Annotated in this window: 13 protein-coding genes; 6 read left to right on the top strand and 7 right to left on the bottom strand. The window is 73.6% G+C overall.

The annotated features are described in order from the left end of the window. Positions 1-427 precede the first annotated feature (427 nt). From LO771_RS17115 to gap, 3 genes are all read left to right on the top strand, one after another. Positions 428-1,168 carry an SDR family oxidoreductase gene (locus tag LO771_RS17115; RefSeq protein WP_230653333.1) on the top strand — a complete coding sequence of 247 codons (741 nt, stop codon included), beginning with the start codon at positions 428-430 and terminating at the stop codon, positions 1,166-1,168. A 436-nt stretch (positions 1,169-1,604) separates the two neighbouring features. Beyond that, a complete protein-coding gene (locus LO771_RS17105) occupies positions 1,605-2,561 on the top strand; it encodes a GlxA family transcriptional regulator (RefSeq protein WP_230653331.1) in 957 nt (318 codons plus the stop codon). Positions 2,562-2,664: 103 nt separating this feature from the next. Further along, the gene (gene gap, locus LO771_RS17100) at positions 2,665-3,663 is read left to right on the top strand and encodes a type I glyceraldehyde-3-phosphate dehydrogenase (RefSeq protein WP_230653329.1); all 999 of its coding nucleotides are present in this window, start codon (positions 2,665-2,667) and stop codon (positions 3,661-3,663) included. A gap of 284 nt (positions 3,664-3,947) precedes the next feature. Here gap and LO771_RS17095 read toward each other — a convergent pair whose 3' ends face one another. Further along, complete coding sequence (locus LO771_RS17095) at positions 3,948-4,838, bottom strand: helix-turn-helix domain-containing protein (RefSeq protein WP_230653327.1); 891 nt, start codon at positions 4,836-4,838, stop codon at positions 3,948-3,950. Between the two features lie 133 nt (positions 4,839-4,971). Between LO771_RS17095 and LO771_RS17090 the strand changes: the two genes are divergently transcribed. Continuing rightward, positions 4,972-5,895, top strand: coding sequence for an SDR family NAD(P)-dependent oxidoreductase (locus tag LO771_RS17090; protein ID WP_230653325.1), 924 nt, complete (start codon positions 4,972-4,974; stop codon positions 5,893-5,895). 74 nt (positions 5,896-5,969) lie between these two features. Beyond that, positions 5,970-6,836 carry an NAD(P)-dependent oxidoreductase gene (locus LO771_RS17085; protein WP_230653323.1) on the top strand — a complete coding sequence of 289 codons (867 nt, stop codon included), beginning with the start codon at positions 5,970-5,972 and terminating at the stop codon, positions 6,834-6,836. A 72-nt stretch (positions 6,837-6,908) separates the two neighbouring features. Here the strand turns inward: LO771_RS17085 and LO771_RS17080 are convergent, their stop codons facing one another. The 4 genes from LO771_RS17080 to LO771_RS17065 all read right to left on the bottom strand — a co-directional run bounded on the left by LO771_RS17080 (position 6,909) and on the right by LO771_RS17065 (position 9,945). Next, positions 6,909-7,331 (bottom strand): nuclear transport factor 2 family protein, encoded by a 423-nt coding sequence (locus LO771_RS17080; protein ID WP_230653321.1) that lies wholly within the window; start codon positions 7,329-7,331, stop codon positions 6,909-6,911. Between the two features lie 592 nt (positions 7,332-7,923). Further along, complete coding sequence (locus LO771_RS17075) at positions 7,924-8,958, bottom strand: DUF4331 family protein (protein ID WP_230653319.1); 1,035 nt, start codon at positions 8,956-8,958, stop codon at positions 7,924-7,926. A gap of 55 nt (positions 8,959-9,013) precedes the next feature. Further along, positions 9,014-9,421 carry a cupin domain-containing protein gene (locus LO771_RS17070; RefSeq protein WP_230653317.1) on the bottom strand — a complete coding sequence of 136 codons (408 nt, stop codon included), beginning with the start codon at positions 9,419-9,421 and terminating at the stop codon, positions 9,014-9,016. A gap of 296 nt (positions 9,422-9,717) precedes the next feature. Beyond that, the gene (locus LO771_RS17065) at positions 9,718-9,945 is read right to left on the bottom strand and encodes a hexameric tyrosine-coordinated heme protein (RefSeq protein WP_230653315.1); all 228 of its coding nucleotides are present in this window, start codon (positions 9,943-9,945) and stop codon (positions 9,718-9,720) included. A gap of 672 nt (positions 9,946-10,617) precedes the next feature. On the opposite strand from LO771_RS17065, the gene LO771_RS17060 reads away from it, so the two are divergent. Continuing rightward, positions 10,618-11,820, top strand: coding sequence for a cytochrome P450 (locus tag LO771_RS17060; RefSeq protein WP_230653313.1), 1,203 nt, complete (start codon positions 10,618-10,620; stop codon positions 11,818-11,820). A gap of 57 nt (positions 11,821-11,877) precedes the next feature. Here LO771_RS17060 and LO771_RS17055 read toward each other — a convergent pair whose 3' ends face one another. Continuing rightward, positions 11,878-14,094: a SpoIIE family protein phosphatase gene (locus LO771_RS17055; RefSeq protein WP_230653311.1), complete on the bottom strand. Its 2,217-nt coding sequence runs from the start codon at positions 14,092-14,094 to the stop codon at positions 11,878-11,880. A 446-nt stretch (positions 14,095-14,540) separates the two neighbouring features. Beyond that, positions 14,541-15,764 (bottom strand): cation:proton antiporter, encoded by a 1,224-nt coding sequence (locus tag LO771_RS17050; RefSeq protein WP_230653309.1) that lies wholly within the window; start codon positions 15,762-15,764, stop codon positions 14,541-14,543. Positions 15,765-15,818 lie beyond the last annotated feature (54 nt).

The raw sequence follows: 15,818 nt of genomic DNA, 5'->3' as shown, positions 1-15,818 counted from the left end.
GGGCTGCGCCGTCCGGTGGTCCGGGGCGGCCGGGTGCGTGGTCGCGCTGCTCCCCCGCCCGGCGCGTCGCAGCTGTGGGCAGGCCGGGCCGTCGGTCGTCGCCCTGTCCGGCCGGCATGCGAGGCCGGCCCCGTCCGCGGACGGCCGCGGGTCCGCCGGCCCGGCACGGTCCGCCGCGTCGGGACCGCCGCGGGCGGTGCGGCGGTGCGGCTGTGGGGCTGTGCGGGCGGTGGGGCGGGGCGCCCTCGGGCCGCCGGCACCACGGGCGTCCGCCGGCCGTGCCGGCGTCCGCCCGCCTCCTGCGACGAGGGAGGGGCGGGTACCTGGGTGCCGCACACCCAGGTACCCGCTCCCTTCCCGGATCCGTCCCGGCGCACTGGAGTTGCAGGAGGCGGCGACCGCCGCCGGAGACTCCGAAGGAGCACGCATGACCACGTCCGCAGCAGAATCGAAGACCGTCCTCGTCACAGGCGCCAGCAGCGGCATCGGCGAGGCCACCGTCCGCCGTCTGGCCGGGCTCGGCCACCGCGTGCTCCTGGGCGCCCGCCGGACCGAACGCCTGGCCTCGCTGGTCGGGGAGTTGCGCGGCAGCGGGGCGACGGCCACCCACCGCGAGCTGGACGTGACCAGCCTCGACTCCGTGCGCGCCTTCGCCGCCGCCGCCCTGGAGGAGTACGGCCGCATCGACGTGCTGGTCAACAACGCCGGGGTGATGCCGCTGTCGCCGATGGCCGACCTGCACGTCGCCGAGTGGGAGCAGATGATCGACGTCAACCTGCGCGGCGTGCTCTACGGCATCGCCGCCGTGCTGCCGCAGATGCAGCGCCAGGGGGGCGGGCACATCGTCAACGTGTCCTCGGTGTCCGGGCATCGGGTGGATCCGACGGCCGCGGTGTACAGCGCCACCAAGTTCGCCGTGGCGGCGGTGTCGGAGGGGCTGCGGCAGGAGAGCCGGGACATCCGTGTCACCGTCGTCAGCCCCGGCTTCACCCGGAGCGAGCTGACCCACCGCGGGGGCTCCGCAGAGGCCCAGGCCGCCGCCCGCGCGGCGGCCGAGCAGCTGGCGATCCCGGCCTCGGCCATCGCCGACGCCATCGCCTTCGCGGTCGACCAGCCGGCGGACGTCGACGTCAACGAGCTGATCGTGCGTCCCACCGCCCAGGGCTGACGGCCGGGGCGGGGCGGGGCCGACGCGGCACGACTCGGTGCCGTGCAGGGCCGGGCGGGGCGGGGCGGGCCATCAGCCCCGAGGTCGAGCGCTTCGCGGCGAAGCGGGCCGGCGCCACCACCGTCGAGGTCGACGGCGCCTCGCACGCCGTCGCCCTCTCCCGGCCGGAGGCCGTCGCGGGCGTCATCCGCGACGGCGTCCTCGCCACGCGCTGACCCGGGAGCCCCCCGGCCGGGGGGCGCCGCCCGCACGGGCTGGCCCCCGGACGGGGGCTCCGGCCCGTGCGGGCGGGGCTGTCCGTGCGTGCGGGCGGTCCGGCGTGCGGGGCCGGTGCCGGGGTTCCCCGTACGGGCGGGCCGGTGGCGGCCGGCCGTGGCCGCCGCGGCACCCGGCCTGCCGGAACCGCGCCCCCGCACCCCTGCGTAGGCTGTTCACCGTGCCGCCCTCCCGCCTGCACCGCGTCGCCGTCCTCGTGCTCGAGGGGGCGAAGCCGCTCGACGTCGGCATCCCCGCGCAGGTGTTCACGACCCGCGCGAGCATGCCGTACGAGGTGCGGCTGTGCGGCGCGGCGCCCGGCCTCGTGACCGGCGGCGACGGCCTGTCGTACCACGTCGCCCATGGCCTGGACGCACTGGCGTGGGCCGACATCGTCTTCGTCCCCGGCTACCGGTTCCCGGACCGCGAGGACCCGCCGCAGTCCGTCGTCGACGCGCTGACCGCCGCCCACCGCCGGGGCGCGCGGCTCGCCGCCATCTCCACGGGGGCCTTCGCGCTCGCCGCCACGGGCCTGCTCGACGGCAGGCGCGCCACGACGCACTGGCACTACGCGCGGACGCTCGCGGCGAGGCACCCGCTCGTCCGGGTGGACGAGAACGTCCTGTTCGTCGACGAGGGCAGCGTCCTGACGTCGGCCGGCGCCGCCTCCGGCATCGACCTGTGCCTGCACATCCTGCGCGGGGACCTCGGGGTGGCCGCGTCGAACCACGCCGCCCGGCGCCTGGTCGCGGCCCCCTACCGCAGCGGCGGCCAGGCGCAGTACGTGCCGCGCAGCGTGCCCGAGCCGCTCGGCGAGCGGTTCGCCGCCACCCGCGCCTGGGCGCTGCACCGGCTCGGCGAGCCCCTCACCCTGGAGGTGCTCGCCCGGCACGCGGCGGTGTCGCCGCGCACGTTCTCTCGGCGCTTCGTTGAGGACACCGGGTACACGCCGATGCAGTGGGTCCTGCGCGCCCGCATCGACATGGCCCGCGAGCTGCTGGAGCGTTCGGGGCGGAGCGTCGAGCAGATCGCCGCCGACGCCGGCCTCGGTACCGGCGCGAACCTGCGGCTGCACTTCCAGCGCATCCTGGGCACCACGCCCAGCGAGTACCGGCGCACCTTCACCCGGGGCGAGTAGCCCGCCGCCGCGTGGCGCGATCCTTGCGGACCGGGGCGCCCACGCCGCTGTCACGGGCGGAGGCCGCGCGCGAACCTGGAGGTGAACCGGAAGGAGACCGCTCATGACCCGCATCGCCGTCAACGGATTCGGCCGCATCGGACGCAACGTGCTGCGCGCACTGCTCGAACGCGGCAGCGACCTGGAGGTCGTCGCCGTCAACGACCTCGCGGAGCCCGCCACCCTCGCGCGGCTGCTCGCCTACGACACGACGGCCGGCCGGCTCGGCCGCCCGGTGGCCGCGGACGGGGACGCCCTCGTCGTCGACGGCCGCCGCATCAGGGTGCTCGCCGAGCGCGAACCGGCGCGGCTCCCGTGGGCGGAGCTCGGCGTCGACATCGTGCTCGAGGCGACCGGCCGCTTCACCTCGGCGAAGGCCGCCCGCGCCCACCTCGACGCGGGAGCGGGGAAGGTGCTCGTCGGGGCGCCGTCGGACGGCGCCGACGTCACGCTCGCGTTCGGGGTCAACACCGACGCGTACGACCCGGCCGTGCACACGGTCGTCTCGAACGCCTCGTGCACGACCAACGCGCTCGCACCGCTGGCCGCGGTGCTCGACGGGCTCGCCGGCATCGAGCACGGCTTCATGACGACGGTCCACGCCTACACGCAGGAGCAGAACCTGCAGGACGGCCCGCACCGCGACCCCCGCCGCGCCCGCGCCGCCGCCGTCAACATCGTGCCGACCACGACGGGCGCCGCCAAGGCGATCGGCCTCGTGCTGCCGAACCTCGACGGCAGGCTGTCGGGCGACTCGATCCGCGTGCCGGTCCCGGTGGGCTCGATCGTCGAGCTCAACACGACGGTCGCCCGCGAGGTGACGCGTGACGAGGTGCTGGCGGCGTACCGGGCCGCGGCGGACGGGCCGCTGGCCGGCATCCTCGAGTACTCGGACGACCCGCTCGTGTCGTCCGACATCACGGGCAACCCGGCCTCGTCGATCTTCGACTCGGCCCTCACCCGCGTCGACGGACGCCACGTCAAGGTGGTCGCCTGGTACGACAACGAGTGGGGCTTCTCGAACCGCGTGGTCGACACGCTGGAGCTCCTCGCCGCCGGCTGACCCGGCGCACCTCCCGCCGGCCCCCGCCCCCGCCCGCCGACCGGTCGGGGGCAGCGGGCTGCCGCGAGGGCGACGGCCTCCTCACGCAGGGCGCACCGGTGCGCCGTCCGGAGGGCTCGGCCGCCGCAGGGGCCCGGACGCGGGCAGGTCCGTGGCCGAGGGGTTCCGCACCGGGGCGGGCGGTGCGGACCGGGGGCGGGGAGCGGATGCCGGGGGCTGTTCCGCGTCCCGGGGGTGGAGCCGGTCCTCGCCGTGCCGCCGGCGGCACGGGGAGGGCATCCCGCCTACGGCATGCCCCGGCCGGGAGCGGGCCGGTCCGCCGCGGCCCGTGCACCGTCGGCGGCAGCGGGGGCGTTCATGCTGGCGAGCAGGCGCAGACGTTCCTCGGAGGAGCTGCCCGGCTGCGCGAGGTAGGTGACCAGCGTCTGCCCGCCGGTGCCCGGGACCAGCAGTTTCTCGTAGTGCAGGTCCAGCGGGCCCACCTGGGGGTGGTGGAGCAGGCTGGTGCCCGTGGTCTTGTGCTTCACGTCCTGCCGGGCCCACAGCTTCCGGAAGCGCTCGCTGCGCAGGGAGAGCTCCCCGACGATCTCGACGAGCCGCGGGTGGTCGGTGTCGGCGCCGGCGACGGAGCGCAGGTAGGGGACCACCCGGGCGGTCGTCTCCTCCCAGTCGCGGTGGAGTTCCCGCATCTCCGGCTCCAGGAAGGCGGCGAGGACGACGTTGTTCCCGGGCGCGTTGAACGGCGAGAGCGCGACGGCGAGGCTGTTGGCGGCGAGGACGTCCATGTACCGGCCGTGGACGTACGCCGGGGTGAGCGGCCAGGAGGCGATGAGGGCGCGGAGGCCGTCGCCGACCCTCTCCGGACTGTGCGGCCGCCGGCGCCGGGGGCCCTTCGGCGCGGCGATCTCCAGCAGGTACGCCGTCGCCTCCTCGTCCAGCTGCAGGGCGCGGGCGATGCTGCGCAGGACCTGCTCCGAGGGGCTGCGGTCCCGGCCCTGCTCCAGACGGTTGTAGTAGTCGGAGCTGATCCCCGCGAGGAAGGCGACCTCCTCGCGGCGCAGCCCCGGAACACGCCGGTTGCCGTGGTCGGGAACGCCGGCCTCCTCGGGCAGGACCAGCTCCCTGCGGGCGCGCAGGTAGCGGCCCAGTGCGTTGGCGTCTCCGGTGGCGGTCATGCTCCCAGCGTACGAAGGCATTCCGGTTTCCTGGGTGGCCCTGCCAGTCCCAGTCTCAGCCTGTCCTGGTCCGCCGGGCGGCGTTCGGTGCAGTCTGGCGGCACAGTCCGCGAAAGCAGGAGGAATGCACCACATGTCCCAGCTCTTCACCACTCCGTTCGACCGCGACAGCACCGCCTCGGAGGTGATCGCCGGCGTCGACCTGTCCGGCAGGCGGGCGGTCGTCACGGGGGCCAACTCGGGCATCGGCGTCGAGACGGCCCGCGCCCTGGCGGCCCACGGTGCCGAGGTCACGCTGGCCGTCCGCCGCCCCGACGCCGGTGAGCAGGTCGCGGCCGACCTGCGCAAGGCCACCGGGAACGACGCCGTCCGTGTCGCGCGCCTGGACGTGGCCGACCTGGAGTCGGTCCACGCGTTCACCGCCGCCTGGCAGGGGCCGCTGCACATCCTGGTCAACAACGCCGGGATCATGATGCCGCCGGAGCTCGGGCGCGGCATCGGTGGCCACGAGCAGCAGTTCGCCACGAACTACCTGGGGCACTTCGCCCTGAGCCTGGGGCTGCACCGCGCCCTCGCGGAGGCCGACGGCGCCCGCCTGGTCTCGGTCTCCTCCAGCGGCCACCTGTTCTCCCCCGTCGTCTTCGACGACATCGACTTCCGCTTCCGCCCGTACGACGCCCTCACCGCCTACGGCCAGTCCAAGACCGCCGAGGTCCTCCTGGCCGTCGAGGCGCAGCGCCGCTGGTCCGGCGACGGCATCACGGCCAACGCCCTGCACCCCGGGGCGATCGCGACCGGCCTGCAGCGGCACACCGGCGGGCTGAGGACCCCGGAGCCGTACCGCAAGACGGTCGAGCAGGGCGCCGCGACCACCGTGTTCCTCGCAGGCTCCCCGCTGGTCGAAGGGGTGGGCGGCCGCTACTTCGAGGATGTCAACGAGGCGCCCCTCGTCGATGCCCGGCCCACCGAGCTCGGCGTCCCCGGCGTGGCGCCCTACGCGCTGGACCCCGCGAACGCGGAGCGCCTGTGGGAGCTGGCCGCCGAAATCGTCCGCTGACCGGCGGACAGACCTCCGCTTCCCCCTCTTTTCCCGGCCGATTCTCTCGGCCGGGCAGACGAAAGGACGTCGCCATGACGGCGATCATCAAGAAGGTCGGCTTCATCGGCCTGGGCGACCAGGGCGGCCCCATGGCGGAAGCCGTCGGCGAGCACGGCTTCGACCTGCACGTGTGGGCCCGGCGCCCCGCCTCCCTGGCGGCGGTGGACAAGGTCCCGCACACCGTCCACGGCACCGTGGCGGAGCTCGGGGCGGCCGTCGAGCTGGTCGGGCTGTGCCTGCGGGACGACGCGGACATCTGGGACGTCCTGGACGGCCAGGGCCTCCTGGCCGCCATCGCCCCCGGAACGGTCGTCGTCAACCACGGCACCGGCGACCCCGGCGAGGCCGTGCGCATCGCCGCACGCCTGGCTGAAGCCGGAGGTGTCTACCTCGACGCCCCCGTCAGCGGCGGCAGCCCCGGTGCCCGCGCCCGCACCCTCACCACCTTCGCCGGCGGGCCGCAGGACACGTTCGAGGCGGCGCGGCCGGTGTTCGACACGTTCAGCGACACGGTCCGGCTGATGGGACCGGCCGGCGCGGGACAGTTCACCAAGCTGTTCAACAACGCCCTGACCATCACCAACATGAAGAACGCGGAGGACGTCCTCACGCTGGCCGCACAGGTCGGTCTGGACGTCCCGGCCCTCGTCGAGGTCGTCTCCGCGAGCAGCGGCGGCAGCGCGGCGCTGCGCGCCCTCGGCGGTGACATCACCCCCGAACTGGCCGGGCACGTCCACACCCTCATGCGCAAGGACATGCACCACTTCGCCGACGCGGTGCGTGCCGCGGGCGGGGGCGACCCTTCCCAGGTGCTGGAACGCGGCCTGGCCGGCGCCGACGGCCTGGTCGCAGCGGCCAGGCTGGTGGCCCGTGCCGGGCAGGAGGCCGCCGGCGTGTGAGCGGCCTGCTCCCGGCGGGAGCCGCGGCCGGGACCCGCCCGTCCCGCCGGGCGGCGGGGTCCGTACCGGGCCCTACCCCTCCGGGGTCCCGTGGATCGCCGCGGCGATGGGGGCGTCTTCCACGAAGGCGTCGAAGCGCACGATCATGCCGTTCTCCACCGTGAGCACATGGACGATCGCGGAGTCGAAGTATTGCCCGGTGGCGTTGCCGTTGCCGCGGGTGCGGCCGACCGCGACGACCCGGCTCCCCGCGTCGAAGACGTTCTCGATCTCGATCGTGCTCCTGATCAGCCCGAAGGTGTTCCTGAACAGGTCCTGGAAGCCGGCGAGCCCGCGGTAGTCACCGCCGTAGGGCAGCTCCTCGGTCACGTGGATCTCGATGTCGGGATGGGTGATGGCCTGCAGCACCTCGCGGTCGGAGGTGAGCAGGCCGTTGTACATAGCCATGACGGTCTCCCGCGGGCTCATGCTCCCGGAGATCGAGGGCTGGGACATGGATACTCCTCATACGGTCGGGCAGTCGGCTGTTCCCCGTCGTGCGCACCCGTCGCGCGGCGCCCGTCGCACCGCCCGCGCCGACGGGACGGGCGGGGTCCGGCCCACGGCCGTCACACCGCACGCACAGGGGCGTCGCACCGGCAGGCGGACGTCACCCGTCCGGCGTGGACGGGACCCCCGTGACGGTCGGCGCCGGGCGCTCGGGCGGGGGGCCCTCCGTGCAGGCGGCGCACCCGCACGGAGGGCCCGATGCCTCCGCCTCCCGAACGGGGCGGCTGCACCGGGCCGACAAGGAGGCCGCCCTGTCAGGCCTGCTACCGCACGGTCAGGGACGACCGGAGCCTTCAGCCCCGGTCGGACCGGCCGGCCAACGAAGCGGCCGGCTGGCACACATTCCTTCAGCGGAACCTCCATGAGGGCCGCAGGCAAGGATGAGGCGGGCCGTCCGCCTTTGCGTCCGGGAAAATCCTCACTCCAGGGCAGAGCCGAAAGAACCGGTCTGACGGCGTTGCGGCCGCAGGAACGGTAAGCCCGGGCCCGCGCTACCGACGGAAGGGTCGCCGACCGTCCGGCCCCTTGCGCGACGAGGTCAGGAGAACACCGGGACGTAGGGGAAGGTCGCGGTGGGCTTGACCGGAACCGAGTCCTTGGTCACTCCCGTCGTGAAGGCGGTGTTGGTGGCCAGGGAGAACATCACGTCGGGTGCGCTGTCGGTCAGGGAGCGGCCGTTCCACCCGCCGAAGCCGAAGACGGCAGGGGTGCCGACGGTGTACGGCAGGACGTTCGGAAAGATCCTGTCCGCCACAGTGCGGCCGTAGTCGCGGGGATCGTCGGCGGTCCCGTAGGACTTCACCACGGCGGCCACCGCCGAGGCGATCCGGTCCGCGAACAGGCTGCGGTCCTCGGCAGGGTCGGCAGTGTTCAGGTGGTCGCCGAGGTGTTCGTCGTGCTGCGCGAAGATCGGCGGAATCATGGGGAGGCCGACACGATTGATGGGGCGCCACCCGCCGGCATCGGTGGCCAGCATGCTGAGAGCCCAGGTGCCGATACGGCGGTCGGAGGCCACCTCGAGCAGGTCCGGGTCGGGCACCTCCAGCACGAGGGCGTAGACGTCGTTGCTGCCGAAGGGAGCGTTCGTGGCGGTGGCCGGGCTCCATCCGGACAGGTCGACGACGGTGCCCTGCGCGAAGGCGTTGCCGACGGCCCCCAGGACGACGCCGTCGAGGAAGAAAGGGTCGTGGGCCCTGCCGGCCCACAGTCTCAGTCCTCCTTCTCCGGGAATCATGGTCCCCGTCGTCCCGGTGGCCAGCACCGTGCCGTCGGCCGCGGCGTCCACTGCGTCGGCCCCTCGCAGGCGCCGCAGTTCCACGCCTTGGCCGCCCGAGCCGTCCTCATCCCCGAAGGAGATGCGGTAGGTGAGCTCCGGAACCAGGTCGCTGTTGCCGTCGATGCGGAACTCGTAGCGGCCCTCGGGGTGGAATCCCCGGGGTGCGTCCTCCCCCGCGATGGAGGGGGAGACGTTGATGGCGAACACCGTCCCCGTCTCGCCGCGGAAGACGTAGAAATCAGTGATGTCCAGGCGGACATCGGACCGGGCCAGGGGGGAGTCGAGGTGGTGGGACATGGCGGCGTCTCCTGGGTTGTGCACTCTCGTGGCAGGGCGGATCGGAGGACCTCGATCAGGCCGTGGGGCCGTAACTGCTGTCCCAGTCTCGGCGGTCGACGTCCAGGTCGAAGTCGCCGGGCTGCTCGACCGTCAGGTGCGTCATCGCGTGCTCCTGGGACGCCCCGTGCCAGTGCCATCCGCCGGGCGGACTGCTGACGACGTCGCCGGCACGGACCACGTGCACCCCGTTCTCGTCACCGACCACGCCCACGCCGTCGACGATGAACAGGTGCTGGCCGTTGTGGTGGGTGTGGGGCACCGTGCGCGCACCCGCACCGAAGAACACCACCATGGAGCCCTTCTCGGGCAGCTCGCACGGCAGTTTCTGGACACGGACGTCGTCCGGGTGGTTGAAGAGGTTCCGCAGGTGGTCGGGAACGGGGTTTCCACTGCTCTCGGCGACGGTGTCGAACGTGTCCACTGCTCTTCCTCCGACAGGCGAACTCGACGGGCGGGACCGGTCGGAGCATCTCGCTTCGACGGCTCGGGCCACGGCATTCGGGCAGGCAATGCCATAAGGGGATATTAGGCACACATCGACCGGATGTCCTGGGAGACTCCTCCGAGCGATCCCCTCGGAGCAGAGCACGGAAGGGGACGGGGAGCGCCGCGGGCGAGCCGTCCGGCGGTCCGCGGGGCCCGCTCCCGGGTGATGCACCGAGAAGCAGCGGAGCCGCAGGGCGGCGGCCAGGCGGGATGACGCCTGGCCGCCCCCACTCACCGCCAGTAGTTGTTGGCGGCGGCGACCGTCTGGAAGTTGACGGCCACCACATGGGACGAGGCGATGAGGCTGTCGGCGTCCTCTGCGTAGATCGCGCGCAGCCGGCCCCGGACCTCGTCCGAGGGCTGCGTGGCCTTGACGCCCATCCGGGACAGCTTGACAGCGAGGTTCCACCCCGCCTCCGGGTTCTCGGCGAGGAGGCTCTCCATCCAGAAACCACTCATTGCACTCTCCGATCGGCGAAGTCTGATCCCATGTGGATTTTTGGCGTGCATATGGCATGAATGACGCCCTTGAAATCCTAGGCCGGTCCTCGCCCTCACGGCCTGCCGACAAGCCCGATCGGGCAACAACCGTGCGCACGCGGGGTTTCGCCCGCCGCCCCTCAAGGGCACGGCACCCTTGGAGCCGCCCGCTCCTCACCGCAGCCCGGACCACCCGGGGCCGCGACAGGGGGCGAACATCACATCGACCATTTTACTTGCGTGCGATTTTATGGTGTACGTTTTTCTTAGTCCCCGAACCTGCCGTCAGCGCCGCCGACAGGCACGGGAACCGCCACTCGATCCCCCGGAACACCCGTACGGCCCTCTCCCGGGACCGTGCCCGTCCGCCACCCCGGCAGAGCCGCCGCAACCGTGGCGGAGAAGACCGCCGCACCCTCCCAGGGGGTCGCTCCTCCGGGAACCCGGCGACCGCCGGGGGTCGGCAGGGCCCCGGGGCGGCCATCCGCCTCACAGGGCGGGTCCGCACCGCGATCCGCCGGACGCAGGACGAGCCGCACGCAGGCCCGTCCACGGCCGCCCCGGAAGGCCGGGAGGTCGGCAGACGTCCAGGTCCGCACGCGCGGACACGGCAGCATCCCGGAACATCCGCAGTATCGGAGTCACACCACTATGACCATGCACCCGGAGACCGCCCCCTTCGACCTCACCGGTCGCAGCGTCCAGGAGGATGCCGCACGCCTGCAGTCCCTGGGGCCGGCCGTACGCGTCGAACTGCCGGGCGGCGTGACCGCCTGGTCGGTGACGCGGCACGACGTCCTGCGCCGTCTCGCGGACGACGACCGCGTGTCGCGGGACGCGCACCGGCACTGGCCGGGACTGGAGAGCCTCCCGGCCGACTGGCCACTCGCCCCGTTCCTGGTCTCGCCCACCGTGCTCAACGCCTACGGGTCCGACCACCGCCGGCTGCGCGGGGTGATGGAGCGCTCCTTCACTCCGGAGCGCACGGCCGCCCTGGCGGCGAACCTGCGCGCGCGGGTCGACGCCGGCCTGTCCTCCCTCGGGGAGCCGGGCTCCGGCACCGTCGTCGACATCCGCAGCCGGTACGCCCGTGTGGTCGCCGGGGAGACGCTGTGCGACCTCTTCGGGGTGCCGGACGGCCTGTGGAGCGATGCGGACCGCGCGATGGCGGCCTTCGCGGAGCCCTCGCCCGACCCCGCCGAGGCAGCCGCCCGCACGGAGGAGGCGTTGGAGTTCCTGGGTGCACTGCTCGGGGTGAAGCGGGGGACGCCGGGCGACGACATGGCGAGCGACCTCGTGGCTGCGGCGGAAATGACGGAGGAGGAGCGTGTCCTGGCACTGGCGGTCACCGTCGCGGGCGGGATCCCCTCGACCACGGACCTGATCACCAACGCCGTGGCCGCCCTGCTCCGGCACCCCGGGCAGCGGCAGGCCGCGACCTGCGGCGCCGTGCCCTGGTCGGAGGTCGTCGAGGAGACGCTTCGTGCCGACGCCCCGGTGCAGCACATGCCGCTGAGGTACGCGGTCGAGGATCTCGACCTCGGCGAGGGCGTCGTGATCCCCCGCGGCGAGCCGATCCTCATGGGCTTCGGCGCGGGCGGCCGCGACCCCCGCCGGCACGGTGCGACAGCCGGGGAGTTCGACGTCCACCGGCCCGACAAGGACCACACGGCCTTCGGCCACGGCGTGCACCACTGCATCGGCGCTCCCCTGGGGCGCCTGGAGGCGGGCATCGCGCTTCCGGCCCTGTTCGCACGCTTCCCGGACCTGGGTCCCGCCGAGCCCCTGGAAGCCCTGGAGCCCCTCCCGACGTTCGTCTTCAACGGCAGGATGCGGCTGCCCGTGCGCCTGTGAGCCGTCCGTCCTCCGGGGCCGCCCTCGGGCGGCCACGGAGGACGGCCGCTCGCGGGGTCACTTGGCCACATCGATCCACACGGCCTTGCCGCGACCGCTGGGGGACGTCCCCCAGCGCAGGGACAGGACGTCCACGATGCTCAGACCCCGCCCGTGTTCGGAGGTGGCGTTGACATCGTCGTCCTCCACCACGGAAGTGATCACGGGGCGCCTGAGGTCGACGTCACGGACCTCCAGGTGGATCCGGTCGGCGTACTCCCTGATCCAGACCTCCACATCGCTGTCGGCGTGCACCAGCGCGTTGGTGGTGATCTCCGAGGCCATGACCTCGATGTCGTCGGCGAGCCTCTCCAGGCCGTCCTCGTGGAGGAAGTCCCGCACGAAGCGGCGCACCCTTCCCACGCTCCGGAGATCCTGCCGGTGGACGAGCATGTTCCCGATCCTCGGCACGGCGCCCGTGGGGGAGCCCTCGTACCTGGCCAGCAGCAGCACGGCGTCATCGCTCCGCAGGGCGCTCCCGCCGGCGGTGCCGGCCATCAGCCGGTCGGCGGCGTCGTGCAGGGACGCACCGTCGGGAAGCATGTCGCGGGCCAGCAGTTCCCGGACCCTGGCCACGGGGTCACCGTCCGTGCGGGCGAACATCCCGTCGGTGTACAGCACCAGGATCGTCCCCGGTGCGACGGCGACCTCCTTGCTCAGGTACCGCTGCCCGTCCAGGACGGCCAACGGCACGTTCGGGGGCGCCTCGACGGCCGACACCCGTCCGTCGGGGTGGACCAGCAGGGGGGCCGGGTGGCCGGCGAGCACCACCTCCGCCGTGCCGAACTCGCCGTCCAGGCTCACGAAGCAGCAGGTCGTGTACAGGTCGGTGTCGAGCTCCGACAGAAGCGCACACGATCTGGCGAGGACGTCGGACGGTGCGTGGCCCTCCGCCGCGTACGCCCGCAGGCCGTTCCGGAGCTGACCCATGACAGCCGCGCTGTCGGTGCTGTGGCCCTCCACGTCGCCGACGACCAGGCCGATGTGCCCGTCCGGAAGAGGGATGACGTCGTACCAGTCGCCGCCCATTCCGGAGGTCTCCGGACCTGAGGCGTACCGGGCGGTGACGGTGACCGCCGGGAACTCCGGGAGGACCCTCGGCAGCAGCTTCCGCTGGAGGGCGTCGCCGAGCGCACGCTCCGCCTCACCCAGCCGGGCCCTGTCCAGGGCGGTCGAGACCTGCTGCGCCATCATGAGCAGCGTCGCCTGCTCGTCGTCCTCAAGGAGGCGCGGGGAGCCGAAGGCGAGCATGAGGCACCCCCCGGCGGTCCTGCCCCCTGTCAGCGGGAGGACGGCGAGTGCCTGCACTGAGCCCACCTCCTCGCCCCGGTACGCGTCGAGCACTGCGGGTCGGTCGGCCAGGAAGAGGGGCACCCCGCCGTGCGCGGCCAGCAGGCCCGGGAGCCCCCGGTCTGGATGCTCGGCGCCGACGGTGCGTGCCAGTTCCCGCGCTCCGCTGCGGCCGACCACCCGCAACCCGCGCTCCGAGGCGAGCGCCACCACGCAGCCGTCCGCCCCGAAGGGCGCGGCGATGTGGTCGAAGGCCGCCCGGACCACGTTCTCCGAGGATGTGGCGAGGTTGAGGAACATGGAGAGCTTGTGCAGCTGGTACATGAGGGAGAGCCCGCGCGACGCGGGCACCGTGGCCAGGCCCCAGCCGGGGTCCGCGGAGGAAGGGTCCCGGGTCCGGGACCCCCGCGTCGGGATGATGGCCGGGAACCCTGCGGTGCGGACCTCCGGCTCCGGGGGCCCGGACGGGACGCACGACTCCGTGAGCCGGTCGGCGAGCAGGCCCAGGAGTGACTGGAGGGCGCCGAGCCCGGCCTCGGGTCTGGGGGGCGTCCACAGTCCGGTCAGCACGCCACGGACCCTCCCGCGGACGGTCAGCGGCACGGAGACGGCCGAACAGGGTGAGGGGAGCAGCCGGACGGGGCCCTCGGAGGGGCTGGAGGCGAGGTGGGCCGGCAGGCCGGTGCGATAGGCGATCGCCGCCGTGTGGGACCCGTCGGCGGACGTGCGCTCGGGAAGGCTGAAGACCGTGAGGGGCGTGCCGGCAATGGCCACGGAGACCAGGTCCCGACCGTCGGACGCGGCAAGGTGGACCGAGGCCGCGTGGGCGCCGAGCCCGTCGCACAGCTCGACCAGGACCTCGGTCAGGGCCAGGTTCCAGCCGTCGGCCTCCGGCTCCGGGGTCGCATGGCGCTGTGCGCTGTCTGCACGGCGGTTGTCGTCCAAGGCCGACCCTCCACAGGAGCAGTCCAGCACGGCCGGGGTCCTGGCGGTCCCAGAACGGGTACGTCCTGACAGCGCATGCCCGGACGGTGCCTTCCGGTTCCGGGGAGCGGGAGTCCCGCCGGACCCGGGTCGGCCCCCGTCCCGACAGGCAGGGAGTATCCGGGGAGCTCGGTGGACCCGCTCTCAGGCAACCACGGGAGGGGTGGCCCCGCAACCACGCCGGCCTCCGGCAACCGCCCCGCGCAAAGCCGCCCGGGCCTGCCGCGGCACGCACGACGGCCGCAGGCCCCCCGTCCTCGGGCAGCCTTTTGGAGCGCCTGTCGAGGAAGCTCCGACCATGGTCCGCGCAGCCTGCCGACGTCTCACGGCGGCCATGGACGGGTCGCGTGGAGAGGTCGGCTTCCCGTGTCCCGCGAGGGCGGCGAAGGGCCCTTGCGACCCCCGCGCTACAGCCCTGCGTCCGTGCGGGACCCCGAACCCGTGGGCCGCGGTGCCGCACGCCGGTCCCGCAGCAGTGTCAGTGCTCCGGCGGGGAAGAGCAGCACGGACAGCACTCCCGCGCAGACCAGGGCCGCGGCGGTGACGGGCCCCATCAGGCCGAGGGCGAGGCCGATCTGGGTCACGGTGACGATGAAGGCGAGGGAGGTGGCCTGGAGCATGCCTGCGGCCAGCGAGGCCCGGATGCCGAGCGAGCGCCGGTACAGCAGGGCGGGAAGCCCCCGCACGAGCAGCAGGGCGGCGAGGAACAAGGGGATCCTCAGCAGGGCGGCCGGACTTGCGAACAGGCCGCCCAGGTCCAGTCTCAGCCCGCTGGCGACGAAGAAGACCGGGATCACGAAGCCGTACCCCACGGCCTCCACCTTCCCGCGGAAGCGCGGGTGGGAGGAGGAGTCGCGGTCCACCAGGCCGACGACCGCGCCTGCGAGGAAGGCTCCGAGGATGCTCTCCAGACCGAATCTCTCGGCCAGTGCGGCGAAAGCGACCAGCAGGGCCACGGCCGCGCGCACCCTGATCTCGGCCGTGGTGTCCTGCAGGCGCTGCAGCACCTCACCGAGCCGCGTCGACCGTCCGGCGAGCATGACGACGGAGGCCGTGACGGACACCAGGCCGACGAAGGTGGCCAGCAGCACGACGCGGCCCCCCGTGCTGCCGCCCGAGGTCGAGAAGAACAGCGAGAGCAGGACCACCGACCCGAACTCCGCAACCGAGCACGACGCCAGGACGTTGCGGCCTAGTGCTCCCGCGGTGAGCCCGGCGTCCTTGAGCACCGGCACGACGAGTCCGAGGGAGGTGGCGGAGAGCGTGACGGCCACCAGCAGGGGGCTGCGGACCCATCCGGCTGCATGCAGCGAGGAGCCGGCCAGCAGGCCGAGCACGACGGAGACGGCGTAACCCACGGCGGCGAGCTCCAGCGGGGGGCCGCGCAGTCCGCGGACGTCGATCTCCAGACCGGCCAGGAACAGCAGGAAGGCGAGCCCGAGCAGGGCCGTGATCTGCACCGGCAGGTCGATCGCGACCCAGCCGAGGCCGTGGGGTCCCACGGCGATGCCCGCGAGAATCTCCAGTGCGGCGGCCGGAACCCGCAGACGGGGTGCCAGGCCGAGCAGCAGCGGGACCAGCACGCCGATCACCATGACCGCGAAGAGGCTGCCGAAGGAGACATCCGGCACGTCGGTCACCGTCCTTGGGAGCCGTCCCGCTCGTCGGGTCGCCGCAGCCCCCGG

Origin of the sequence: Streptacidiphilus sp. ASG 303, assembly GCF_020991365.1 — a bacterium.
Taxonomy (GTDB): Bacteria; Actinomycetota; Actinomycetes; order Streptomycetales; family Streptomycetaceae; genus Peterkaempfera.
The sequence above is the reverse complement of the archived record's forward strand: the minus strand, read 5'-3'. Positions and strand labels throughout refer to the sequence as shown.